The sequence below is a fragment of the Sphingomonas sp. F9_3S_D5_B_2 genome, assembly GCF_054263715.1.
Genome location: NZ_JBSZFB010000001.1, coordinates 77692 through 99039 on the forward strand (window position 1 = coordinate 77692; position 21348 = coordinate 99039).

A 21348-nucleotide genomic window follows, 5' to 3' on the forward strand; every position below is an offset into this window, starting at 1 on the left:
GCGCCTCAAGCCCAGCATCGCGGGATGATCATGGATGCGAGAAAGGGGAGAATGGTCGCCATGGCGAACAGCGCACAGGCCAGCAACGAGACGACGGAAATGAGCCGGCGCGACGGCGCCTCGTTCTCGTTGCGAAAAACCCCGAACGACCCGAATGCACCCAGCCCGGCCATCGCCAGGCCGATGATCATGGCGATGATGACGACCAGCGGGCTGCCGACGCGGCAATCCTGGAACGTCGCATCCGACCCCAATTGGTGGAAGATGAAATAGCCGGTGGTGCCGAGCGCGAGGCCGGCCCAGGGCATGAAGCGATCGCGGATGGCATGCGTCTTCACAGCCGCGGCACCCAGTAGATCATAAAGTAGATTGGGATCCAGAGCAGCCAGACGTATCGCCAGTAGAGCGAATTCTCGTCGGTATCGACGAGCCGCCGGCCTTCGTACCCGAGCGGCGTCCGCATCAGGAACATCAGCACCAGCGTGTCGAACCAGTCGGTCAGGATGTGGGTCGTGTGCAGCAGCAGCAGCGCCCAGACGATCGAGCCGTAGGCGTTGTCGCTCCAGCGCACGTTGAGGCTGTTGAACTCGAACCCGCGGATGATCAGCAGGACGACGCCGATCGCCACCATGACCGGCAACAGCCTGCGAATGGTGGGCACGTCGCGCGCCTCCGCGGCCTTCTTGATCATCGTGTTGGGGACTTCGCTGGCGATGATCAGGATCGTGAACAATGTGCCGGCCAGGACGTCCGGAGCGGCACGGCCTTCCGGCGGCCAGCCCTGTTCATGGCCCATCAGGAAGAAATAAGCGGCGAAGGCGAGCCCGAACGCAGCGCCCTCGACCACCATGAATCCGATGATCCCCCACCAGGTGAGGCTGCTCGGCCCGAACTTGGAGGTCGGCAGGTCGGCGACGTCCTGGGTGAAGCGCGGCGTACGGATCATGTGATCACCGGCTCCGGCGTTCGCTCGAGGCTCTTGGGCCAGAACCAGGCTGTCAGCGCGATGGTGGACGGGATGATGCCGAAGGCGATCGCCCAGGGCGAGAAGATCGAGGCGACGAAGAACACGCCCACCGCGCAGGACGCCACGAACGGCCACAGGCTGGCGTGGGGGATTGGCTCGCGCAGGTCCGGTACCGCGGCCACCACCGTCGTCAGCAGCATCTCCTTCTCATCGACCCGAAGACCGGTGATGACCGGCAGCTCGCCTTCCGTGTCCCACAGCGGCGTACGGCTTTCGACGACCGGGATGTGCTCGAAATTGTAGACCGGCGGCGGCGAGCTCGTCGCCCATTCAAGATTTGCCGCGTCCCACGGATTATCCGACGCGATGGCGCCCCGGTAAAGCGAGACGATGCCGTTGATCACGTAGATCGCCAGTGCAGTGGCAACCACGAAGGCGCCGATTGTAGACAGCAGGTTCGGGAGCTCCAGGCCCATGCCCGCCGGGTAGGTGTAAACCCGGCGCGGCATTCCCAGCAGGCCCGAGAAGTGCATCGGGAAGAACGCCAGCTGGAAGCCAAGGAAGACCATCCAGAAGCTGATTTTGCCGAGCTTCTCCGACATCATCCGCCCGGTAATCTTCGGATACCAGTAGGTCAGGATGCCAAGCAGCGGGAACACCGCGCCGCCGATCAGCACGTAATGGAAGTGCGCGACGATGAAGTATGTGTCGTGCAGCTGCAGATCGAGCGGCACTGCAGCGATGATGACGCCTGTCAGTCCGCCGATGACGAACGTGACGATGAAACCCACCACATAGAGCATCGGCACCTGGAAGCGCGGCCGCCCGTCCCACATCGTCGCGAGCCAGCAGAAGATCTGCAGGCCGGTCGGTATGGACACGGTCATGCTCGCCGCGGTGTAGAAGCTGTAGCCGACCCGCGGCAGGCCCGTGGCGAACATGTGGTGGACCCACAGGCCGAAGGCGAGGATGCCGGTCGCAATCAGCGCCAGGATGATGACCGGGTAGGCGAAGACGGGACGGCGGCAGAAGGTCTCGGTGATCGTGCTGACGAAGCCGGTCGCCGGGATGAAGATGATGTACACTTCGGGGTGGCCGAAGAACCAGAAGAGGTGCTGCCACAGCAGCGCGTCGCCATGCTCGAAATGATTGTAGAATTGCGTTCCGACCAAGCGATCGGAGATCAGGAAGCTGGACGCGAGAGCCACTGACGGCATCGCGAAGACGATCATGATCGCCTGCACGAGCATGGCCCAGGCGAACAGTGGCATCCGCGCAAGCGTCATCCCCGGAGCGCGAGCCTTCAGGATGGTGGCAATGAGGACGACTGCCGCGGCAAGTGCCGACACCTCGGTGAAGGTGATCATCTGCGCCCAGACATCTGCGCGCTTGCCCGGCGAGAATTGCGGCCCCGACAATGGCGTGTAGGCGAACCACCCCATGTCCGGCGCGATGTTGAGGACGAACGCGCCCCACAGCATCAGCCCGCCGAACAGGTACATGTAGTAGCTGAAGGCATTCAGCCGGGGGAAGGCGGTTGATCGCGTCCCCAGCATCAGCGGGATGATGTAGACGGCGACGCCCTCCATCACCGGCACCGCGAAGAGGAACATCATCGTCGAGCCGTGCATCGTGAACAGCTCGTTGTAGCGTGACGCGCTGATCAGGTTGCTGTCGGGCTGGGCCAGCTGCATGCGCATCAGCAGCGCGAGCACGCCGGCAAGGACCAGGAATATGAGCGCCGTGATGATGTAGCGGCGGCCGATCTCCTTGTGATCGACGGTGGCGAGCCAGCCGATGATGCCCGGCTGCCGGTGCCAGGTCGCGTGCAGCCGTGCCTCGAGCTTCGCGCCCTTCAGGTCTGGTCCGTCGCGCACGATCTTCTCGCGCTCTGCGGCGAGCCTCTTGTCTTCTTCTTCGACGCGCTCTTGTTCGGTCATTTCAGGGTCTCGAGATACGCAACGACGGCATGCAGCTCGTTCGGCTCGAGCCCGATCGTCGGCATGTGGTTGCCAGGCTTGACCGACTGCGGGTCCTGGACCCAGCCGTATAGGTTGCCCTTGCTCATCGGCAGCGTGCCTGCGGCAATGGTGCGCCGGCTGGCGAGGTGTGTCAGGTCGGGGGCGACCATGCTGGACGCCTTGGTTCCCGAAATGTTGTGACAGACGCTGCACTGGCGGGTGGTCACGTAATTATAGCCGGCAAGTGCGAGCGGCGTGGTCGGCATGGCGGCTGGCTGCAGTTGATGCGTCCACCACTTCTGGAAGTCGGCGTAGCTGTCGACGTTGACGACGAAGGCCATGTGCGCGTGCTGCGTCCCGCAGAACTCGGCGCACTGGCCGCGATAGATGCCGACCTTCGTCGGAACGATGGTGATGTCGTTCTCGCGCCCTGGGATAAGGTCCTGCTTGCCGGTGAGGCTCGGCACCCAGAAGCTGTGGATCACGTCGTTCGAACGGAGGATCAGCCTGACCGGGACACCGACCGGAATGTGAAGCTCGTTCGCGGTGCGCAGCGTCTTCGATGCGTCGGCGGAATTGTAGGTGATGTCCCACCACCACTGCTCGCCAGTGACGGTGATCGAAAGCTTCTCGTTGGCCGCCGCCTTGGCCATGGACCGGTCGCCGATGAAGCTGGCGATGCTCAGACCGGCGAGCCCGACCGCGATCACCGCTCCCCAGCTCAGCAATCCGGTCCGCATCAGCGGATGGGATTCATGGTGCCGCCCCTGCTCGACGATGTTCGCTTCGCCGGCGCGGCGCCGCCGAACGATCCCGGCGATCAGAAAGGCGATCACGGCGGCGTACATGATGCCGCAAACGACCAGGAAGATGATGAACAGCGTGTTGAACTCGCGGGTCTCGACGCCCGCGTTCGCAAAAGTGCTCTGGTAGTTCTGGTATGAACAGCCGCCGAGAAGCAGCGCGAGCGCGGCCGTCTGCTTGCCCGGGCTCAGGGTCATTGCTGGGCGGTGTCCGCGGAGCGCACCGGCTGGCGGGGAGCGAGCGTCTGCGGCGTGCTCGTGCTCATTTCATCCGAGCGGCTTGAAACCACGTCCTTGGACTGCTGGCCAGACAGTGAACGGACGTAAGCGGCAAGCTTCCAGACCTGGTCGTCGGTCAGCTTGCCGCGGAACGACGGCATGCCGTTAGGTCGTCCTTCGACGATTGTCGCGGCGATCTGCTGCATGCTTCCGCCGTAGCGCCACTCGTCGTCCATCAGCGGCGGACCCATGCCGCCGCCGCCATGGGCGTGGCAGCCGACGCAGTTCATCCACATGAACAGCTGCTGCCCCTCGGCGAGCGCCGGAGAATTGTTTTCGTACAGCTTCGCGCGGGGGTCGTTGGCGTTGCTGGTCGGCACGCCGCCGGCATAGAGCACGCCCGGGCTCGGTCCGGCGGGAACGTTCTCGCCGAGCGGCTTCGACCGGCCGTGACGCTCTTCGCGGTCGCAGGCGACGAGCGCCAGCGACAGCACGGCGGCTGCGAGGACGCTAGCCCGGAAGCCGGAAGACATAGAGCATGCCTCCTGCAGTGGTACGCTGGGGAAGATCCTTGACGGCGTTAACCCAGCCTAGCGCACCGGATGGGTCCCGCGGGTCGAGGTTGTTGGAGACGACGGCCCCAGACCAGCCGCCGACACCCGCGACGACCGCGATATACTGGTGTCCGTCGGGCCCTCGGTAGCTGATCGGTTGGCCGATGATCCCGCTGCCTGCCTTGAACTGCCACAGCAGCTTGCCGGTGCGACCATCGATCGCTTTGAAGAAGCCGTCCATTGTGCCGTAGAAGACGACGTTGCCGCCGGTCGCGAGCGCCGGGCTCCACAGTGGCAGGTCTTCCTTGATCTCCCACACCTTGCGGTTGTGGACCGGGTCCCAGGCGGTGAAGACGCCGCGGTTGCCGCCGGGGCCGCCATACATCTTCACGTCGGCGCCGACGTACGGCGTTCCGGAGATGTAGTTGGCCTGCATCGGCCCCTCATCCATGCAGATGTTGAGGTGCGGGATGTAGACGAGGCCCGTCACCGGGCTGAACGCCGCGGGATTCCAGTCCTTGGCGCCAGGCGCTGCCGGACAGATGTTGCGGGTAACGCGGCCCTGCTTCGGCTCTTTCTCGGCGACGGGGATCATGCGTCCGCTCTTGAGGTCGACGCCCTTGGCCGTGTTGATGTAGCCGTACGGCGTGGCGCTCAACACTTGCCCGGTCCGGCGGTCCATCACGTAGAAGAAGCCGTTGCGGCCCGGGTGAAGGAGCGCGGGGCGACGTCCGTTCCCCCACGGGATGTCCGCGAGAATGATCTCGTTGATGTCGTCGTGGTCGAACAGGTCGTGCGGCGAGCTCTGGTAGTACCAGACCGCCTCGCCGGTGTTTACGTCACGCGCGAAGATGCCGGTCGTGAACTTGTTGTCGCCGGGCCGCTGATCGGGATTCCAGGGTCCCGGATTGCCGGTGCCGTAGAAGATCATCTTCGTTTCTGGGTCGTAGCTCAGCCAGCCCCAGACGGTGCCGCCGCCGATCTTCCAGGCCTCCGGCGGCCAGCTCTTCACGCCGAGGTCCTTGCCCTTGTCCGAGGCATAGAAAGGCTTGAAGCGGGAGCCGATCAGGACGTCCTTGTCCGGACCGTTGTTGAAGGCCTTCCAGGCCAGCTTGCCGCTGCCTTCGTCGAGCGCGGCGATCCAGCCGCGAACGCCCATTTCGCCCCCGGAATTGCCGACCAGCACTTTGCCGTTGGCGACGAGCGGGGCCATCGTGATGGTCTCGCCCTTCTCGATGTTGCCGAGGCGGGTGCGCCAGACCTGCTGGCCGCTGTTCGCGTCGACGGCGATGGTCTGTCCGTCGAGCGTGTTGAAGAAGATCCGGCCGTTGTCATAGACCGCGCCGCGGTTGACCGTGTCGCAGCAGGCGACGCCCTGCGAGGCGGCGAGCGGCTTGGGCTTGAACACCCACTTGAGCGCGCCGCCCTTGGTCAGGTCGAGCGCGTAGAGATAGTTCGGGAACGGCGTGATCAGGTACATCGTCGAGCCCACGACGAGCGGCGGCGCTTCGTAGCCATGGGTGGTCGCCGTCGAGAAGGTGAACGCCAGCCCCAGCTTCGACACGTTCGCCGGCGTGATCTCGCGGAGCGCCGAAAAGCGCGTCGACGCGAAGTCCTTGCCGGGCATTTCCCAATTGCCGTTGTCGGCCGGGGACGCGGCGCCGGGTGCCGCTGCATACGGACCGCCCGGCATGGGCGACGCGGTCACCAGCTGTCCGGACGATGTGGGCGTTTTGCGCGAACCTAGAAAAATGACGGCGAGCGCCACCAAAATCGCTGCAAAAGCGATCATGATTGCCGGTCCTCGTCGTCTCATTCACACCCCCGTCCTGCAGGCGGGAACCTGAACAGCCGTTCAGGAATGCTCACCCTTGGAGTGAATACATGTCGTCCTGCAGAGTTCCACATGCGTACCAGAATTCATGTGCAGCCAAGCTGTTGGAGGCCTTTGAAGGCATGGGGAGATAAATGTCGTTAACCTGAATCAGAGTCGTGAACTGCCGTCCGAACATCGCGTTTTCCGATTGCTACCAACTCGTAGCCAAAGAGGAGAGCATAATGCCGATGACCAAGACCGCGTCGAAGCGCGGCTTCGCAGCAATGGACCCGGCCAAGCAGCGTGAGATCGCGAGCAAGGGCGGAAAAGCCAGCCACGGCGGCGGGCGCAAGAGCAGCAGCGCGCGCTAACCGCAACCTACGGAATACGGGCATCGCGCGGACAATATCCGCGCGGTGCTCCTGTTTCATAAGCCGCCGCAACCTAGCCCGCCGGACCTGCGTTCACCGACGGAATGTACAGGTCGAGCCTCGACACCAAAGACAAGAGCGGCGCGATATTGGCCGTGGTGGCGATCCACGCGGCGTTGCTGTTGATGCTGCTGAATCTCGCCGGCAAGATCGACGTCGTAAACCCCCAGACAGTGCTTCGCGTGTTCGACCTGAAGCAGGCGGAGCCGCCACCCCCTCCGCCACCGCCACCGCCTCCGGCAAGGCAGCAGCCAACGCCGCGCCGGAAGCAAGCCGAAGGTGGCTCGGCGCCCGCGAACGTCAAAAGCCAAGCAACGCCGGTCGTCGCCCTGATTCCCAGGGTGGAAACACCGCCGATTCAGCAGATTGCCGTCACGGAAACGCCGCGCGAAGGGACGGAGGCGACGCAGGGCGCGACAACCGTACAAGGTCCGGGCACCGGAGCAGGGGGGGCCGGAAACGGCAACGGCAGCGGTGCTGGAGGTAGCGGCCCGGGTGGTGGCGGTGACGGGGGCATCGCCGAACGAGCCCATCTGCTGACAGGACCGTTGCGCACCCGCGACTTCCCGCCCGAGATGCGCCGCCAACTCTCCCGGGGCGCGGCTCCGTTCATCATGTTCACCGTTCTGCCCGACGGCCGAGTAACCAACTGCCGGATCTACCAATCCAGTGGCGATCTCGGGCTGGACAACGCAACTTGCGCTTTGGTGACGAGCAAATTCGTGTATCGCCCGGCATTCAATCGGCGCGGCGAGCCCGTGCCCTCTCAGATGGCTTATCGGCAGGCGCGCTAACATGATCGAAGCGGAATGGTGGGAATATGACACGCTGGATGAGCTGGCGGATGCAGTCGCCGGCGACGTCGGCTTCATCGTCGAGAGCGCCGTAGAAGCGCGCAACGCCTCCTTGATCGCGATCCCTGGCGGCAAGACTGCCCCTGCCGTTTTCCCGAAGCTCGCGGCTCAGAACCTGCCGTGGAAGCGGGTGACGATCATCCCAGGCGACGATCGTCTGGTTCCGGTAGCTAATGAGCTTTCGAACGTTCGCGAAATCGCGCGGGCGTTCCTGCCGACGGGTGCGCGGGTCATTCCGATCGTCAGCGGCACGGTCGAGGATTACCGCCTCGCCGGCAACGCCGCCGACGCGCTTCTGCAGGACCTCCCCTGGCCCCCTGACCTGGTGTGGCTGGGCATGGGCGAGGACGGGCATACTGCATCCATCTTCCCGGGCTCGGACATGCAGGCGGCGCTCGATGCGCCGAAGGCGCGGCGGGCGATCGGCGTCATGCCGGACCCGCTGCCGCCGGAAGCGCCGGTCGCTCGTGTGACTCTTACGCGTGCCGCAATCCTCTCGGCGAGAACGGTGCTGATTACGATCACGGGTGCGAAGAAGCGCGAGGTCCTCGAGCAGGCCATTGCGGATGGCCAGAGCTCGCAGGTGCCGATCGGCCGCGTCCTTGCTGAGCTCGATCAGCCGATCGACATTCACTGGTGCCCCTGATCAGACCTGCGCCAGCGGCTGCCCCCGCGTTTCCGTCACGAACAGCAGGGAAACGATCACCGAGATTGCGGTGAATACGACCGAGTACCAAAGCCCCTGGTAGATGTTGCCGCTCGCGGCGACGAGCGCGAACGTGGTCACGGGCAGGAAGCCGCCGACCCAGCCAGTGCCGACGTGATAGGGCACGGACATGGCGGTGTAGCGCACTCGGGTCGGGAACATCTCAACCAGCGCAGCGGCCTGCGGGCCGTACACCGCCGTAGCGGCAATAACGAACAGCAGCAGAGTCGCAATCAGCATCGGCATGTTCGACCGCCTTGGGTCTGCGCTTGTTGGATAGCCCGCGGATTCGAGCGTTCCTCCAATCGCATCTGCCGTCTTCGTCTTGAGCGCTTTCAGTTTGGCGCCGGGCAAGCCTTCGCCGCCCGCGATCGACAGGGACCGTGGGCCGACGGTCACGCGCGTCGAGTGGTCGGGCGAAGACCTGGTCGCGTAGGATATGCCTTTGGTGACGAGAGCTCCCTTGGCGAGATCACAGGCGCTGGTGAACTTCGCGGTGCCGACCGGGTCGAACTGTGCGGAGCAGGTGCTGGGGTCCGTCTCTACCACGACGGGAGTCGACCGCTGCGCTGCGACCAGCGCGGGATTTGCCGCCTCGGCAATCCAGTGCGAGGCAGGGAAATAGAGGACGAGCGCCAACAGCATGCCGCCAATCATCACCGGCTTGCGGCCGACGCGATCGGACAGCCAGCCGAAGAACACGTAGAGTGGGGCGCTGGCAGCAGTCATGATCGTCAGGAGCAGGTCCTTGGTCGATCCGGGCAGTCCCAGCGACTTCTCGAGGAACACCTGGAGGTAGAAGAAGGTGAAGTACCAGACGGCCCCTTGAGCGCACATGATGCCGAAGAAGGCGATGAAGACGCGCTTGAGGTTGTCGGCGCGTCCGAAGGCTTCGCGCAGCGGTGCCTTGGTGATCTCGCCGGCGTCGCGAAGCTGGGCGAAGGCCGGGCTTTCGGCGAGCTTGGCCCTCATCCAGACGGACACGGCAAGCAGCACCGCCGAGAGCAGGAACGGAATGCGCCACGCCCATGAAGCGAACGCGTCCTCGCCCACTGTACGGCGCGTCACCAAAATGACGAGAAGGGCAGCAAGCAACCCGAAGGAAGCCGATGACTGGATCCACCCCGTCGACGTGCCGCGCCGATCGGCGGGCGCATGTTCGGCAACATAGATCGCTGCGCCGCCGTACTCCCCGCCTAATGCGACGCCCTGGAGGATTCGGAGCAGGATCAGCAACGACGGGCCGAGCGCACCGCATTGTGCGTAGGTCGGCAGCAGGCCGATGAGGAAGGTGGCGCCGCCCATCAGGCTCACTGTGATCAGGAACGCGCCTTTCCGGCCCAGCCGGTCGCCGACAACGCCAAAGATGACGGCGCCGAGTGGCCGGAAGGCGAACCCGGCGGCGAACAGGGCTAGAGCCGCAATCAAGGCGGGGGTCGGGTCGAGCCCGGAAAAGAAGACTTTCGAGATCACCGGCGCCAGGCTGCCGAAGATGAAGAAGTCGTACCATTCGAACGCTGTACCGGCGGACGACGCAATGATGATGCGCGCCATGGACCCCGACGGTTTGCCGTGCCCTCCGTCTATTGCGTTCGCTGCCATGCCGTCCTCCCGATGGACGGGATAACGCCAGTGACGCTTCGTGCAACCGGCTACGGCCGGGGTGTCCTTCCACCCACAGACCAGGTTGACTGGAATCCATTCGGCATTCGGAACGGAGCTATGCGGGGCGGTGTTAGTTAGGCCGACAATCACATGGCGATTCAGAACCTACTCTTCGGCCTCGGCGGCTTGCTGCTGATTGCCGCCGCGATCTGCTGGCTTCGCGTAGCGAAGCGGCGCGATCGCGCCAACGGGCGCAGTACCTTCTCGGTCAGGGCGATCCAGGCAGCGGCCGGTTTGACGGCCGCCGCGTTCATCATCCTTGGCACAGGCGCGGTGTGGCACGCCCTCACGGCACTCAGCAGCAGCTCGTAACGCTTAGTTGCTAGCTGCTAGCCGGCGAGTCGAGGCTAGTGGTCGCCGCGATCGCCTTCGCCCTTCTTGGCTTTGGCCTGCGCATGCTGCCGGCGATCCGCGGCGAGGCTGCGGCCGACATCGACAGATTCCTTGAAACGGCCCTGTTCGTCGCGGCGCACGAAGCGCTTGTCGGTACCGGTGTCGATTAGTTCACGAGGCATCTGGATTTCTCCTTCCGCATTCATGAATCAACGGAACTGCGTGGTGGTTCCAGAAGGTGAACTGCTCAGCGGACCAGGGCGATCTGCGGATTGCCGGGGCTTCGCGCGGCCGCTTCGGTGGAAATGAATGCAGTCAGCGGCCGGCCGTCGAGCGCATCCCTGATCAGCCACCGGTGAGCGACGTAGGTAGGCTGTATCATTTCCTCGCCTTCGCCGAGCTGTGCGTACCGCCGCTCGCCGCCGTCGAAGGAGACCCACAGGACGGTAATCGGCCGGCTACGCACGTTGATGAACCGCATCTCGGAAGGCGTGTCGCTGCCGATGTATGGATGGCCGATGACCGCGCGGGCCGGTAGCGGGTCGGTTGCCTCACAGCCGGCGAGCGCGGGTGCTGACCACAGCCACACTACTGCGAGCAGCACCAGCGGCACCATCTTGCGTAATCTCGTCACCATCATTGCCTCCCGGCAAGCAGAGCATCCACGACACTGGGATCGGCGAGAGTTGAGGTGTCACCGAAGCCGTCTGTTGCCCCTTCGGCAATCTTGCGCAGGATGCGCCGCATGATCTTGCCGGAGCGCGTCTTGGGAAGCGCCGGGGTGAAGTGGATCTTGTGCGGAGCGGCTAGTGCGCCGATGTCCTTGCGGACTTCTCCGTTCAGATCCTTGCGCAGGGCGTCGTCGCCCTCCTCACCGGCCACGAGGGTTACGAACGCATAGATCGCCTGGCCCTTGATGTCGTGCGGATAGGCGACCACCGCCGCTTCCGCGACCTTCGGGTGGGCGACCAGCGCGCTTTCGACTTCAGCAGTGCCGATGCGGTGCCCGGAAACGTTGATGACGTCGTCGACGCGGCCCGTGATCCAGTAATATTCGTCCTCGTCCCGCCGGCAGCCGTCCCCGGTGAAGTAGAGGCCTGGATACGCTTTGAAATAGGTTTCAAAAAAGCGGCCGTGGTCGTTCCAGACGGTGCGCATCTGGCCGGGCCACGAGTTGCCAAGGCACAGGTTTCCGCTGGCTGGACCCTGGAGCAGGTTGTGCTCGGCATCCACCAGCAGCGGCGCGATGCCGGGCAGTGGCCGCGTGGCGGATCCCGGTTTCATCGGCGTCGCGCCGGGGAAGGGTGAGATCAGGATGCCGCCCGTCTCCGTCTGCCACCAGGTGTCGACTACCGGGCAGCGGCCGTCCCCGACCACGCGCCAGTACCATTCCCACGCTTCCGGATTGATCGGCTCGCCGACCGTCCCGAGCAGGCGCAGCGACTTGCGGGAGTGGCTCTTTACCGGCCGGTCGCCCTCGCGCATCAGAGCACGGATGGCGGTCGGCGCGGTGTAGAAGATCGTGACGCCCAGGCGGTCGATCGTCTCCCAGAAGCGACCGAAGTCCGGATAATTCGGCACACCGTCGAACATGATGCTCGTCGCGCGGTTCATCAGCGGTCCGTAGACCACGTAGCTGTGGCCCGTGATCCACCCGACATCGGCCGTGCACCAGAAGACGTCGCTGTCGCGATAGTCGAAGATCCAGTCGAACGTCGTCGCTACCCACACACCATAGCCGCCGGTCGTATGGACGACCCCCTTTGGCTTACCGGTCGAGCCCGACGTGTAGAGGATGAACAGCGGGTCTTCCGCGTTCATGATCTCCGGATTGCAGTCCGTTGCGAGCCGCTCCCGCTGATCGGAATAGCGGACGTCGCGGCCGTCCTTCATCGAGACGTGGGCCCCGGTTCGAGTGACGACGATGACGGTGGCAACGTCCCGCTGCTCCAGCGCTGCATCGACGTTTCGCTTTAGCGGGATCGGCTTGCCGCCGCGGACACCCTCGTCGGCGGTGATCACGGCCTTGGCGTCGCAATCGGCGATGCGGCCGGCGAGGCTCTCGGGCGAAAAGCCGCCGAATACCACGGAGTGGATCGCGCCGATGCGTGCGCAGGCGAGCATCGCTGCGGCCGCTTCAGGGATCATCGGCATGTAGATCATCACGCGGTCGCCGCGCCCGACGCCGCGCTCCTTCAGCAGGTTGGCGAAGCGGCAGGTCTCTTCGTAGAGCTCGCGGTACGTGACCGTCCGGCCTTCGCCCGGCTCGTCGGCTTCGAAGATCAGCGCCGTGCGATCGCCGTGAGTGGCCAGGTGCCGGTCCAGGCAACTGACCGAGAGGTTGAGCTCGCCGTCGGCGTACCAATCGATGTGAAAGTCGTCTTCGTGGAACGACCAGTCGCCGGCTATCGTGGGCAGCTTGTTCCAGGTCAGCCGGCGTGCCTGGGCGAGCCAGAAGCGGTCCGGGTCCGCCATTGCCAGTTCGTGAAGATCGGCGAGCTCGCGCTTGCCGATGCGGGCGTTGAAACCTTCCGGTACGGCGTGGACCGCTTCGCTCATTCTACCCTCAAATACCGCGGCTCATGTCGATAACGAACCGGTAGCGGACGTCGTTGCGAAGCAGCCGCTCATAGGCCTCGTTGACCTGATTCATGGCGATGAACTCGCACTCCGGATAAATGCCTTCCGTCGCGCACAGGTCGAGCATTTCCTGAGTCTCCGGAATGCCCCCGATCGCGGATCCGCCGACGGCGCGGTTCCACCAGATGAGGTTCGCGCCGACGAAGCCCGGCATCTGCAGCAGCGCACCGACGATCACCATTCTACCCGACCGGCCAAGCAGGTTCAGATAGCCGTCGATCTCGTGGCTCACGGGGATCGTGTTGAGGATGAAGTCGAAGCGCGTCGCCGCAGCTTCCATTTGCGCCGGATCGGTCGAGACGATCACGTCGTGAGCGCCGAGTTCCCGGGCATCCTGACCCTTGCTCGGCGTGGTCGTGATCATGGTGACGTGCGCGCCCAGTGCTGCGCCGAGCTTGACGCCCATGTGGCCGAGGCCGCCTAGCCCGATCACGGCCATCTTCGTACCGGGGCCGACGTTGTATTGGCGAAGCGGCGAGTAGGTCGTGATGCCGGCGCACAGCAGGGGCGCCACGCGCGTGACGTCCATGCCGTCCGGCACCTTCAGGACGAAATGGTCACGCACCACGATGTGGTCGGTGTAGCCGCCCTTGGTGATCGAATGGTCGTGCCGGTCCTCGCTGTTGTAGGTTTGCACGGAGCCTTCGCGACAGAACACTTCCCAGCCGGCGAGGCACTGGTCGCAGGACATGCAGCTGTCGACCATGCAGCCGACCGCGACCGTGTCGCCGACCCGGTGGCGGGTGACTTCGTTGCCAACAGCGGTGACGGTGCCCACGATCTCGTGCCCCGGGATGTTCGGGTAGACCGTGCCGCCCCAGTCGTTGCGCGCTGTGTGCAGGTCCGAATGGCAAATACCGGCATGGCTGATCTTGATGGCGACGTCGTCGGGCCGCAGGTCGCGGCGCTCGAACGTCATTTGCTTGAGCGGCTGGTCCGCTGCTTCGGTACCCCATCCGGTTGCGCGCGTCGGCATTGTCCGTCTCCTAATTACCGGCGCGTTCGAGCAGGCGCCGAGCCTGCAGCAGATGGGGGCGATCGACCATTCGGCCGTCCACCGAAAGAACCCCGGCGTCCGGCTGTGCTTCGAACGCGGCGACGATCGCCGTGGCGTGGCGAACGTCGTCGTCCGAAGGGGTGAAGGCCGCATTGATAACAGGAACCTGGGCCGGGTGGATCGCCAGTTTGCCCGTGAAGCCTTCGCGCCGAGCCGCGTCGGTTTCTGCGCGCAGACCGTCCTCGTCACGGAAATCGGCGAACACGCCGTCGACCGGCTGGACGCCGGAAGCAACCGCTCCCGCCAGGCACAGCGAGCGGGCGAGCTTGTACGTGAAGCTGAGGCCGCCGTCGGCATCATACTTGGATGATGCCCCAAGCGCCGCCGAAAGGTCTTCGGCGCCCCAACTCATCGCGGCGAGCGGAGACTTCGGGTCGCGGTAAGACAAGAGGTTGAACAGGCTTGCCGCAGTCTCGGTGACAATCGCGTGGATGGGGATATTGCCGGTGCGGTGCGCGAGCCGGGTGACGTCGGCGCCGCTCTCTGCCTTGGGGAGGACAATGCCGTGGACATCGGCCAGGCCAATCAGGTGCAGGTCGTCCTTGTGGAATTCGCTGCCGATCGGATTGATGCGAACCCACCACTCGGGCCCGCCGTCACGCTTCGGCAGGGCTTGCACAATCTCGCGTGCAGCCCCCTTCTGTGCAGGCGCAACGCTATCCTCGAGGTCGAAGATGATCGCGTCCGCTTGGCTGTCGAGCGCCTTGGCAATCTTCCGCTCGCTGTCGGCCGGGACGAACAGCCAGGAGCGGGGCTCGGTCACTGCGGCTTTCTTAAGATGAGAGCGGTGCGGGTGAGCTCGCAAACCAGTTCCTGACGCTGATTGAAGGCGCGCGAGGCCCAGGTGACGATGCCCGCGTTCGGCCGAGACTTGCTTTCGCGGAGTGCGACGCACTCGCTCTCGCAGCGCAGCGTGTCGCCGGCGAATACGGGTTTCGGGAAGGTGATCTTTTCGTAGCCGAGGTTGGCAACAAGCGTGCCGAGCGTCGTGTCATGCACGCTGACGCCGACCAGCAGGCTGAAGGTGAAGCAGGAGTTGACCAGCGGCTTGCCGAACTCGGTCTTGGCGGCGGCTTCGTAGTCGAGGTGAAGCGGCTGCGGATTGTGGGTGAGCGTGGTGATCAGCAGGTTGTCCGTCTCGGTGACGGTGCGCGTGATTTCATGCGCCACGCGGTCACCAACCTGCCACTCATCGAAATAGCGCCCGGCCATGGCTGTTCCCTAGGCAGGCAGCAGGAGTTCGGCAACGGCTTCGGTGATTGCGGAGCCGTCGAGTCGGTATGCCGCGTAAAGGTCGGCGAGGCTGCCGGTCTGACCGAACTTCTCGACGCCAAGTGGGGCGACGCGCTGCCCCAGGACTCCGCCAAGCCACGACAGGGAGGCGGGGGCTGCATCGGCAATGGTGACGAGGCCCGCCGAGCGGGGCAGCTGGGACAGCAGTTGTTCGACATGGCTGGGCTGCCGCTGTCTGGCCCAGCGTCCCGCCTGCGCTGCAGTCCAGCCGCGGTGGAGCAGGTCCGGCGACGTGACGGCGAGAAGGCCGAGGCCAGGCACGTCCTCGCTCAGTTCTTCCCAGGCAGCGAGCGCCTCAGGCATCACTGCGCCCATCGACACGATTGCGGCTTCCGCGTTCGGGCCGGGAGAACGCAGCCAGTAGCCGCCATTGAGCGCGCCCTCGCGCCAGATGTCGTCCGTTCGTTCCACCTGCCGGACGTTGCGCGTGGAGAGGCGCAGGTAGGTGCTCTCGCCCGCGGGGTCGTCAATCAGGCGAAAAGCGTGCTCCATCATCGCGGCCAGCTCGTCGGCGAAGGCCGGTTCGTAGTGGCGCAGGCCGGGCTGACCGAGGGCGATGAGCGGCGGATTGATCGACTGGTGCGCGCCGCCTTCCGGGCCCAGCGTAATCCCGCTCGGCGTCGCCACCAGCAGGAAACGCGCGTCCTGGTAACAGGCGTAGTTCAGCGCATCGAGGCCACGGGCAATGAACGGATCGTAGAGCGTTCCGATCGGGAACAGCCGCGCGCCAAACAAGTCGCCCGAGAGACCGGCCGCGGCAAGCATGAGGAAGAGGTTGTTCTCGGCAATGCCGAGTTCGACGTGCTGACCGCTGTTGTGCGCTGACCATTTTTGCGCAGAAGCAATCTTTGCCTGTGCAAATACATCGGCCACTTCGCTGCGACGGAAGAGCCCGCGCTGATTCACCCAGGCGCCGAGGTTGGTGGAAACGGTGACGTCCGGCGACGTGGTCACGATCCGCTCGGTAAGCGCGCCGCCCTGTTTCGAGAGCTCCAGCAAGATACGGCCGAACGCTGCCTGCGTTGACTGCTCGTCTCCGGTCGGGGCTGGAAGGGCGGGGATGCTGACCGAGCCGAAACTGCGCTCGGGCTTCTCCCGGACCACGCGGGCGCGGTCGAGGAGGGCTTCGACGCCCGGTCTGACGTCGTCGCCGACGCCCGCAAGCGGCTCCCACTCCTGTCCTTCGATAACGCCCATCGAGTCTCGCATGGCGGCAGTCTGCGTCGGGTTCATCAGCCCGGAGTGATTGTCCTTGTGCCCCGCAAACGGCAGCCCGAAGCCCTTGATGGTCCAGGCAATGAACAGGGTCGGGACATCGTCCTGAGCACCGTCGAACGCGTCGACCAGCGTCTGCATGCAGTGCCCGCCGAGATCGGTGAAAAGTGTTCCGAGCTCTGCGTCATCATACGCCGCGAGGAATGGCGAGGCGGTTTTGCCGAGGTCGTTCTCGATCCTCGACCGCCACGCCGCTCCGCCCTGATAGTGGAGGGCCGACAGCTCGGCGTTCGACAGCTTCTCGAACCAGCCTCTCACGCTTCGGTTCTTGTCGAGTGCGGCCTTCAACCGCTCGCCGTAGCGAAGCTCGACCACCCGCCAGCCGAAGCTCCGGAAAATCTCGTCGAAGCGCTCGAACATGCGGTCCGCGCTCGCCGCGTCCAGGCTCTGGCGGTTGTAGTCGACGATCCACCAGAGGTTGCGGACGTCGTGCTTGTGGCCCTCGATCAAGGCTTCGTAGATGTTGCCTTCGTCGAGTTCGGCATCCCCCATCAGCGCAACGAAGCGCCCGCGGTCAGCCTCTTCCAACCGGCCGTGAGCCGTCAGATAGTCCTGAACCAGACTAGCGAAGAGCGTGACTGCAACCCCGAGGCCCACCGAGCCCGTCGAGAAATCGACGGGGATCTGATCTTTTGTGCGGCTCGGATAGGATTGCGCGCCCCCGAAGCCGCGGAAATTTTCCAGCGATTCGCGGCTCTGGCTGCCGAGCAGGTAATGGATCGCATGCAGCACCGGCCCGGCATGCGGCTTCACCGCCACGCGGTCGTTGGGCCCAAGCGCATGGAAATAGAGAGCGGCCATGATCGCCGTCATCGACGCGCTGGATGCCTGGTGACCGCCGACCTTCAGTCCGTCGTCGCTTGCCCGGACGTGATTGGCGTGATGGATGGTCCAGGCGGACAGCCAGCGCAGCCGCTCGTCCAGGATCTTGAGGGACTCGATGTCGGTCGCGACTGGCTTCAGCATTGGGGCGCCCTAGCGTCTTGCGCGCGAACCGGAAATGCTAGGCTGCCTGTGCCTTGTCGTACTGGGCGTCGAACTGCGCCTGTGCTGCGTGGATCGTCCCGACGTTTTCGAGGGCCCAGTTCGCGAGGCCCGAAATCGGCTTCTGGAGCGACTTGCCAAGTGCGGTCAGCTCATAGTCCACGCGCGGCGGGATCGTCGGAGTCACTGTCCGGCTCACAAGGCCGTCCCGCTCCAGGTTGCGGAGCGTCAGGGTCAGCATGCGCTGCGAAACGCTCGGGATCTCGCGCCTCAATTCATTGAAGCGCTTCGATCCGTCACCGAGCGTCTGCACGACCAGTACCGTCCACTTGTCGCCGATGCGGGAGAGGAGGGTGCTGATGGTGCGGCACACGGGGCTCGTCGGGTCCTTCATCGTCTTCCTCCGTCGGGGCGGTCACTTCCATGTTCCCGCGCCACAAATTTGTTCGTCCACCACAAAAAAGTGCGTTCTTGCGGGCCATTGGCCTGTGGTTATTTAGGGTGCCTCGGTAACGAATGAATACTTAGGAGGCAATAGTGACCATCCTGCATATCGACAGCAGCATCACCGGCGACCAGAGCGCCAGCCGCGCCATCAGCCGTTCAATCGTCGGCCAACTCCGTTCAGCTGACAGCGATGCGCAGGTGGTCACCCGCGACCTCGTCAGCGAGCCATTGCCGCACCTGACGCTCGACGCTTTCGCTGACAGCAGCATCCTCGACGAATTCCTGTCAGCCGACACCGTCGTGATCGGTGCGCCCATGTACAATTTCACGCTTCCAACACAGCTCAAGGCTTGGCTCGACCGCATTCTCGTTGCCGGGAAGACGTTCCGCTACACCGAAAACGGGCCTGAGGGCCTCGCCGGCGGGAAGCGCGTCATCGTCGCGCTCGCTCGCGGCGGAATCTACGGACAAGGCTCGCCGGCTTTCGCGCTAGAGCATCTGGAGACTTATCTGGCGGGCGTGTTCGGCTTCATCGGCATCAAGCCGGAGTTTGTCGCCGCCGACGGGCTCAATCTCGGTGCCGTGCAGCGCCAGCAGTCGATCAGCCAGGCGCTCGGCGAAACCGTTCGACTGGCCGCCTGATCACGACCAAGGCGGCGCCATATCGCTCCCCGCCAGCGCGCCGCCATTCAGAGCCCCGGTGTTCCCCTCCCGCACCGGGGCTCTACCCTTGCGCGACACACTACGGCAGTTCGTGCGTTTAGCGCATGCAAAGGAGCCAAGCATGTCCGAACTCAGCGACAAGCAGCGCGACAACCTCGACGAGGACAAGTTCGCGTTTCCCAAGGTGCGCAAGGAGCCGATCGAAGACGCGGCGCACGTGCGCAATGCCATCGCCCGCTTCGACCAGGTCGAAGGTGTCAGCGATCACGAGCGCGATGAAGCCTGGAAGCGCATCAAGAAAGCCGCCGACAAGTTCGGCGTTGAGGTCAACGAGAAGAGCTGGCGCGAGCTCGGGAAAAATTGACGGCGGCGCCTAGGCGCTGAGAAGCCGGATCGGGTTTTCGATGTAGCCTTTCAGCGTCTGCATGAAGCTGGCCGCATCCCAGCCGTCTACCACGCGATGGTCGCAGGACAGCGACAGGTTCATGCGTTTGCGGACCTCGATCTCGTCATCGATCGGGACCAGCTTTTCCTCGATCTTGTTGACGGCGACGATCGCGACCTGGGGCGGATTGACCACCGGCGTCGACGTGATGCCGCCCATCGGCCCGAGGCTGGAGACGGTGAAAGTCGCGCCCATCAGCTCGTCGCGCGTTGCCTTGCCGGAACGGGCGGCTTCGGAGAGGCGAAGGATCTCGGACGCGAGCTCCCAGACAGAGCGCGATTGGGCATCGCGGACCGTCGCGACCATCAGGCCGTTCGGAGTCTGCGTGGCAACACCCATCTGAACCGAGCCATGGCGAGTCACGATCATCGCCTCGTCGTCGAACGTCGCATTGAGCATCGGCCATTTGGCAAGGCCTCGCGACAATGCTGTGATCAGGAATGGCAGCAACGTCAGCTTCGGATTGGAGCCGCGGTCCCGGTTCATCATCTGCCGCGTCTCTTCGAGCGCGGTGACGTCATATTCCTCGACCAGCGTGAAGTGCTGAATGCGGCGGTTCGCCTCGGCCATGTTCTCGGCGATCTTGCGGCGCAGGCCGACGACCTTGATGGTCTCGTCGGCACGCCGCGCCGAGCCGCGGCCGGAGACGCTGCCGCCGTTGTAAAGGAGGTAGGCGTCGAGGTCCGAGTGGCGGATGCGGTCTGACGAGGTGCGGACCTGCGACAGGTCGATTCCGAGGTCACGGGCGCGCTGCCGCACCGCCGGTGACGCAAGTGCCTTTCCGCCCTCCTTCGCAGTCGGAACAGCCTCCGCCGGAGGAGGTGGAGCAGGAGCCGCTTCGGTTGGCGTCTTGCTGGCGGTCGGGCGGGGTTCTTCCGCCTTCGTGACCGGAAGTTCCTCGGCCATCGCGGGCGTCGCCTGAACCGCACCGTCAGCAAGCGGCCGCTCGTCCTGGCTATCCGCAACCGGCTCGGCAGCGCGATCCGCGCCTTCCGTCTCAATGACCGCAAGCACCGACCCGATCGGCACCTGATCCCCGACTTCGCCGGCGAGTTCGATCACCTTGCCGGCGACGGGGCTTTCCATCTCGACAGTCGCCTTGTCGGTCATCATGTCGGCGATCTGCTGGTCCTCACCGATCACGTCGCCGATCTTGACGTGCCAGGCGACAATTTCGGCCTCGGCAATGCCTTCGCCGATGTCCGGCAGCTTGAACTCGTATCTCGCCATCAGTCAGCCATGACCTTTTCAAGGGCGCGCTTCATGCGCTTCGGGCCGGGGAAATAGGCCCATTCGTAGGCGTGCGGGTAGGGCGTGTCCCAGCCGGTGACTCGCTCAACCGGCGCTTCGAGGTGATAGAAGCACCGCTCCTGAACCAGCGTCACCAGTTCGGACGCGAAGCCCGAGGTGCGCGGCGCTTCCATGACGACCAAACACCGGCCGGTCTTCTCGACCGAGCGCGCGATGGTCTCCATGTCCAGCGGCACGAGCGTGCGCAGGTCGATCACCTCCGCGTCCAAGCCCTGTTCCTCGACCGCGGCGAGCGAGACGTGGACCATCGTACCGTAGGTAAGCACGGTCAGCTCCGCGCCTTCGCGAACCACGGCGGCCTTGCCGAGCGGGACTGTGTAATGACCCTCGGGCACCTCGCTTGCGGAATGTTTGGCCCAGGGCTTCACCGGCCGGTCGTGGTGACCGTCGAATGGGCCGTTGTAGATGCGCTTGGGCTCGAAGAAGATGACGGGGTCCGGGTCCTCTATTGCGGCGAGCAGCAGGCCCTTGGCGTCGTGCGGTGTCGATGGGACGACCACCTTCAAGCCGGCAATGTGGGTGAAGAGACTTTCCGGCGACTGGCTGTGCGTCTGGCCGCCGAAGATACCGCCGCCGTACGGCGTGCGGATGACCATCGGCATGGTCCACTCCCCGGCCGTGCGATAGCGCATCTTGGCCACTTCGCTGACGATCTGGTCGTAGCCCGGGTAGATGTAGTCGGCGAACTGGATCTCGATGACGGGCTTGAGGCCGTATGCAGCCATTCCGACCGCCGCCGCGACGATGCCGCCCTCGCTGATCGGCGCGTCGAACACGCGGGTCTTGCCGAACTCGTTCTGAAGACCCTCGGTGACGCGGAAGACGCCGCCAAAATAGCCGGCGTCTTCGCCGAAGACGACGACATCCTCGTCACTCCGCATCGCGATCTTGTGCGCGTCGTTGAGCGCCTGGATCATGTTCATC

The 21348-nt window shown here is 64.6% G+C and carries 24 protein-coding genes; 7 read left to right on the forward strand and 17 right to left on the reverse strand.

Annotated elements, in window-relative coordinates:
• Window positions 1–5 precede the first annotated feature (5 nt).
• Genes ACUXST_RS00295 through ACUXST_RS00320 form a run of 6 tightly spaced genes read right to left on the reverse strand, consistent with a single transcriptional unit; the run spans window position 6 to window position 6212 of the window.
• Window positions 6–338, reverse strand: a complete 333-nt coding sequence (locus ACUXST_RS00295; RefSeq protein WP_458387957.1) for a hypothetical protein — start codon at window positions 336–338, stop codon at window positions 6–8.
• Window positions 335–946, reverse strand: coding sequence for a cytochrome c oxidase subunit 3 (locus ACUXST_RS00300; protein ID WP_458387958.1), 612 nt, complete (start codon window positions 944–946; stop codon window positions 335–337). The genes ACUXST_RS00295 and ACUXST_RS00300 overlap by 4 nt, the downstream gene beginning before the upstream one ends.
• Window positions 943–2907 (reverse strand): cytochrome c oxidase subunit I, encoded by a 1965-nt coding sequence (gene ctaD, locus ACUXST_RS00305; RefSeq protein WP_458387959.1) that lies wholly within the window; start codon window positions 2905–2907, stop codon window positions 943–945. Before ctaD ends, ACUXST_RS00300 begins: the two co-directional genes overlap by 4 nt.
• The gene (coxB, locus tag ACUXST_RS00310; protein ID WP_458387960.1) at window positions 2904–3929 is read right to left on the reverse strand and encodes a cytochrome c oxidase subunit II; all 1026 of its coding nucleotides are present in this window, start codon (window positions 3927–3929) and stop codon (window positions 2904–2906) included. Before coxB ends, ctaD begins: the two co-directional genes overlap by 4 nt.
• Window positions 3926–4483 carry a c-type cytochrome gene (locus ACUXST_RS00315; RefSeq protein WP_458387961.1) on the reverse strand — a complete coding sequence of 186 codons (558 nt, stop codon included), beginning with the start codon at window positions 4481–4483 and terminating at the stop codon, window positions 3926–3928. The genes coxB and ACUXST_RS00315 overlap by 4 nt, the downstream gene beginning before the upstream one ends.
• Entirely contained in the window at window positions 4461–6212 is a 1752-nt protein-coding gene (locus ACUXST_RS00320; protein ID WP_458387962.1) for a PQQ-dependent dehydrogenase, methanol/ethanol family, read from the reverse strand. The genes ACUXST_RS00315 and ACUXST_RS00320 overlap by 23 nt, the downstream gene beginning before the upstream one ends.
• Between ACUXST_RS00320 and ACUXST_RS00325 the strand changes: the two genes are divergently transcribed.
• The 4 genes from ACUXST_RS00325 (at window position 6196) to pgl (ending at window position 8251) form a co-directional block, all read left to right on the forward strand.
• Window positions 6196–6351, forward strand: coding sequence for a hypothetical protein (locus ACUXST_RS00325; RefSeq protein ID WP_458387963.1), 156 nt, complete (start codon window positions 6196–6198; stop codon window positions 6349–6351). The two genes, ACUXST_RS00320 and ACUXST_RS00325, sit on opposite strands and share 17 nt — an antisense overlap.
• A gap of 211 nt (window positions 6352–6562) precedes the next feature.
• Entirely contained in the window at window positions 6563–6691 is a 129-nt protein-coding gene (locus tag ACUXST_RS00330; protein WP_458387964.1) for a KGG domain-containing protein, read from the forward strand.
• 104 nt (window positions 6692–6795) lie between these two features.
• A complete protein-coding gene (locus tag ACUXST_RS00335; RefSeq protein ID WP_458387965.1) occupies window positions 6796–7545 on the forward strand; it encodes an energy transducer TonB in 750 nt (249 codons plus the stop codon).
• 1 nt (window position 7546) lies between these two features.
• Window positions 7547–8251, forward strand: coding sequence for a 6-phosphogluconolactonase (gene pgl, locus ACUXST_RS00340; protein ID WP_458387966.1), 705 nt, complete (start codon window positions 7547–7549; stop codon window positions 8249–8251).
• Here the strand turns inward: pgl and ACUXST_RS00345 are convergent, their stop codons facing one another.
• On the reverse strand, window positions 8252–9913 hold the full coding sequence (locus ACUXST_RS00345) for an MFS transporter (RefSeq protein WP_458387967.1): 1662 nt from the start codon (window positions 9911–9913) through the stop codon (window positions 8252–8254).
• Between the two features lie 153 nt (window positions 9914–10066).
• Here ACUXST_RS00345 and ACUXST_RS00350 point away from each other — a divergent pair, with 153 nt between their 5' ends.
• Window positions 10067–10288, forward strand: coding sequence for a hypothetical protein (locus ACUXST_RS00350; RefSeq protein WP_458387968.1), 222 nt, complete (start codon window positions 10067–10069; stop codon window positions 10286–10288).
• Window positions 10289–10323: 35 nt separating this feature from the next.
• Here the strand turns inward: ACUXST_RS00350 and ACUXST_RS00355 are convergent, their stop codons facing one another.
• The 8 genes from ACUXST_RS00355 to ACUXST_RS00390 form a co-directional block, all read right to left on the reverse strand.
• Complete coding sequence (locus ACUXST_RS00355; RefSeq protein ID WP_458387969.1) at window positions 10324–10491, reverse strand: hypothetical protein; 168 nt, start codon at window positions 10489–10491, stop codon at window positions 10324–10326.
• Window positions 10492–10556: 65 nt separating this feature from the next.
• Window positions 10557–10946, reverse strand: coding sequence for a VHL beta domain-containing protein (locus tag ACUXST_RS00360; RefSeq protein WP_458387970.1), 390 nt, complete (start codon window positions 10944–10946; stop codon window positions 10557–10559).
• Complete coding sequence (gene acs / locus ACUXST_RS00365; RefSeq protein ID WP_458387971.1) at window positions 10946–12868, reverse strand: acetate--CoA ligase; 1923 nt, start codon at window positions 12866–12868, stop codon at window positions 10946–10948. The genes ACUXST_RS00360 and acs overlap by 1 nt, the downstream gene beginning before the upstream one ends.
• A gap of 7 nt (window positions 12869–12875) precedes the next feature.
• Window positions 12876–13925, reverse strand: coding sequence for an NAD(P)-dependent alcohol dehydrogenase (locus ACUXST_RS00370; protein ID WP_458387972.1), 1050 nt, complete (start codon window positions 13923–13925; stop codon window positions 12876–12878).
• 10 nt (window positions 13926–13935) lie between these two features.
• The gene (locus ACUXST_RS00375; RefSeq protein WP_458387973.1) at window positions 13936–14769 is read right to left on the reverse strand and encodes an HpcH/HpaI aldolase/citrate lyase family protein; all 834 of its coding nucleotides are present in this window, start codon (window positions 14767–14769) and stop codon (window positions 13936–13938) included.
• Window positions 14766–15218 carry a MaoC family dehydratase gene (locus ACUXST_RS00380; protein WP_458387974.1) on the reverse strand — a complete coding sequence of 151 codons (453 nt, stop codon included), beginning with the start codon at window positions 15216–15218 and terminating at the stop codon, window positions 14766–14768. Before ACUXST_RS00380 ends, ACUXST_RS00375 begins: the two co-directional genes overlap by 4 nt.
• 9 nt (window positions 15219–15227) lie before the next feature.
• Complete coding sequence (locus ACUXST_RS00385) at window positions 15228–17540, reverse strand: transketolase (RefSeq protein WP_458387975.1); 2313 nt, start codon at window positions 17538–17540, stop codon at window positions 15228–15230.
• Between the two features lie 37 nt (window positions 17541–17577).
• Window positions 17578–17952 carry a winged helix-turn-helix transcriptional regulator gene (locus tag ACUXST_RS00390; RefSeq protein WP_458387976.1) on the reverse strand — a complete coding sequence of 125 codons (375 nt, stop codon included), beginning with the start codon at window positions 17950–17952 and terminating at the stop codon, window positions 17578–17580.
• A gap of 143 nt (window positions 17953–18095) precedes the next feature.
• On the opposite strand from ACUXST_RS00390, the gene ACUXST_RS00395 reads away from it, so the two are divergent.
• The gene (locus ACUXST_RS00395; RefSeq protein ID WP_458387977.1) at window positions 18096–18647 is read left to right on the forward strand and encodes an FMN-dependent NADH-azoreductase; all 552 of its coding nucleotides are present in this window, start codon (window positions 18096–18098) and stop codon (window positions 18645–18647) included.
• Between the two features lie 142 nt (window positions 18648–18789).
• Entirely contained in the window at window positions 18790–19032 is a 243-nt protein-coding gene (locus tag ACUXST_RS00400) for a DUF6582 domain-containing protein (RefSeq protein ID WP_458387978.1), read from the forward strand.
• A 9-nt stretch (window positions 19033–19041) separates the two neighbouring features.
• On the opposite strand, the gene ACUXST_RS00405 is transcribed toward ACUXST_RS00400, so the two are convergent.
• Together ACUXST_RS00405 and ACUXST_RS00410 are read right to left on the reverse strand one after the other, a co-directional pair.
• Entirely contained in the window at window positions 19042–20343 is a 1302-nt protein-coding gene (locus ACUXST_RS00405) for a dihydrolipoamide acetyltransferase family protein (RefSeq protein WP_458387979.1), read from the reverse strand.
• The gene (locus ACUXST_RS00410; RefSeq protein WP_458388979.1) at window positions 20343–21347 is read right to left on the reverse strand and encodes an alpha-ketoacid dehydrogenase subunit beta; all 1005 of its coding nucleotides are present in this window, start codon (window positions 21345–21347) and stop codon (window positions 20343–20345) included. The genes ACUXST_RS00405 and ACUXST_RS00410 overlap by 1 nt, the downstream gene beginning before the upstream one ends.
• Window position 21348 lies beyond the last annotated feature (1 nt).

What these genes read in the sequence shown, in the direction of transcription:
- ACUXST_RS00300 (WP_458387958.1), bottom strand. Translation starts at nt 946, where the DNA reads ATGATCCGTACGCCGCGCTTCACCCAGGACGTCGCCGACCTGCCGACC.
- ctaD (WP_458387959.1), bottom strand. Translation starts at nt 2,907, where the DNA reads ATGACCGAACAAGAGCGCGTCGAAGAAGAAGACAAGAGGCTCGCCGCA.
- coxB (WP_458387960.1), bottom strand. Translation starts at nt 3,929, where the DNA reads ATGACCCTGAGCCCGGGCAAGCAGACGGCCGCGCTCGCGCTGCTTCTC.
- ACUXST_RS00315 (WP_458387961.1), bottom strand. Translation starts at nt 4,483, where the DNA reads ATGTCTTCCGGCTTCCGGGCTAGCGTCCTCGCAGCCGCCGTGCTGTCG.
- ACUXST_RS00325 (WP_458387963.1), top strand. Translation starts at nt 6,196, where the DNA reads ATGGGCGACGCGGTCACCAGCTGTCCGGACGATGTGGGCGTTTTGCGC.
- ACUXST_RS00330 (WP_458387964.1), top strand. Translation starts at nt 6,563, where the DNA reads ATGCCGATGACCAAGACCGCGTCGAAGCGCGGCTTCGCAGCAATGGAC.
- ACUXST_RS00335 (WP_458387965.1), top strand. Translation starts at nt 6,796, where the DNA reads ATGTACAGGTCGAGCCTCGACACCAAAGACAAGAGCGGCGCGATATTG.
- pgl (WP_458387966.1), top strand. Translation starts at nt 7,547, where the DNA reads ATGATCGAAGCGGAATGGTGGGAATATGACACGCTGGATGAGCTGGCG.
- ACUXST_RS00345 (WP_458387967.1), bottom strand. Translation starts at nt 9,913, where the DNA reads ATGGCAGCGAACGCAATAGACGGAGGGCACGGCAAACCGTCGGGGTCC.
- ACUXST_RS00350 (WP_458387968.1), top strand. Translation starts at nt 10,067, where the DNA reads ATGGCGATTCAGAACCTACTCTTCGGCCTCGGCGGCTTGCTGCTGATT.
- ACUXST_RS00355 (WP_458387969.1), bottom strand. Translation starts at nt 10,491, where the DNA reads ATGCCTCGTGAACTAATCGACACCGGTACCGACAAGCGCTTCGTGCGC.
- ACUXST_RS00360 (WP_458387970.1), bottom strand. Translation starts at nt 10,946, where the DNA reads ATGGTGACGAGATTACGCAAGATGGTGCCGCTGGTGCTGCTCGCAGTA.
- acs (WP_458387971.1), bottom strand. Translation starts at nt 12,868, where the DNA reads ATGAGCGAAGCGGTCCACGCCGTACCGGAAGGTTTCAACGCCCGCATC.
- ACUXST_RS00370 (WP_458387972.1), bottom strand. Translation starts at nt 13,925, where the DNA reads ATGCCGACGCGCGCAACCGGATGGGGTACCGAAGCAGCGGACCAGCCG.
- ACUXST_RS00380 (WP_458387974.1), bottom strand. Translation starts at nt 15,218, where the DNA reads ATGGCCGGGCGCTATTTCGATGAGTGGCAGGTTGGTGACCGCGTGGCG.
- ACUXST_RS00385 (WP_458387975.1), bottom strand. Translation starts at nt 17,540, where the DNA reads ATGCTGAAGCCAGTCGCGACCGACATCGAGTCCCTCAAGATCCTGGAC.
- ACUXST_RS00390 (WP_458387976.1), bottom strand. Translation starts at nt 17,952, where the DNA reads ATGAAGGACCCGACGAGCCCCGTGTGCCGCACCATCAGCACCCTCCTC.
- ACUXST_RS00400 (WP_458387978.1), top strand. Translation starts at nt 18,790, where the DNA reads ATGTCCGAACTCAGCGACAAGCAGCGCGACAACCTCGACGAGGACAAG.
- ACUXST_RS00405 (WP_458387979.1), bottom strand. Translation starts at nt 20,343, where the DNA reads ATGGCGAGATACGAGTTCAAGCTGCCGGACATCGGCGAAGGCATTGCC.
- ACUXST_RS00410 (WP_458388979.1), bottom strand. Translation starts at nt 21,347, where the DNA reads ATGAACATGATCCAGGCGCTCAACGACGCGCACAAGATCGCGATGCGG.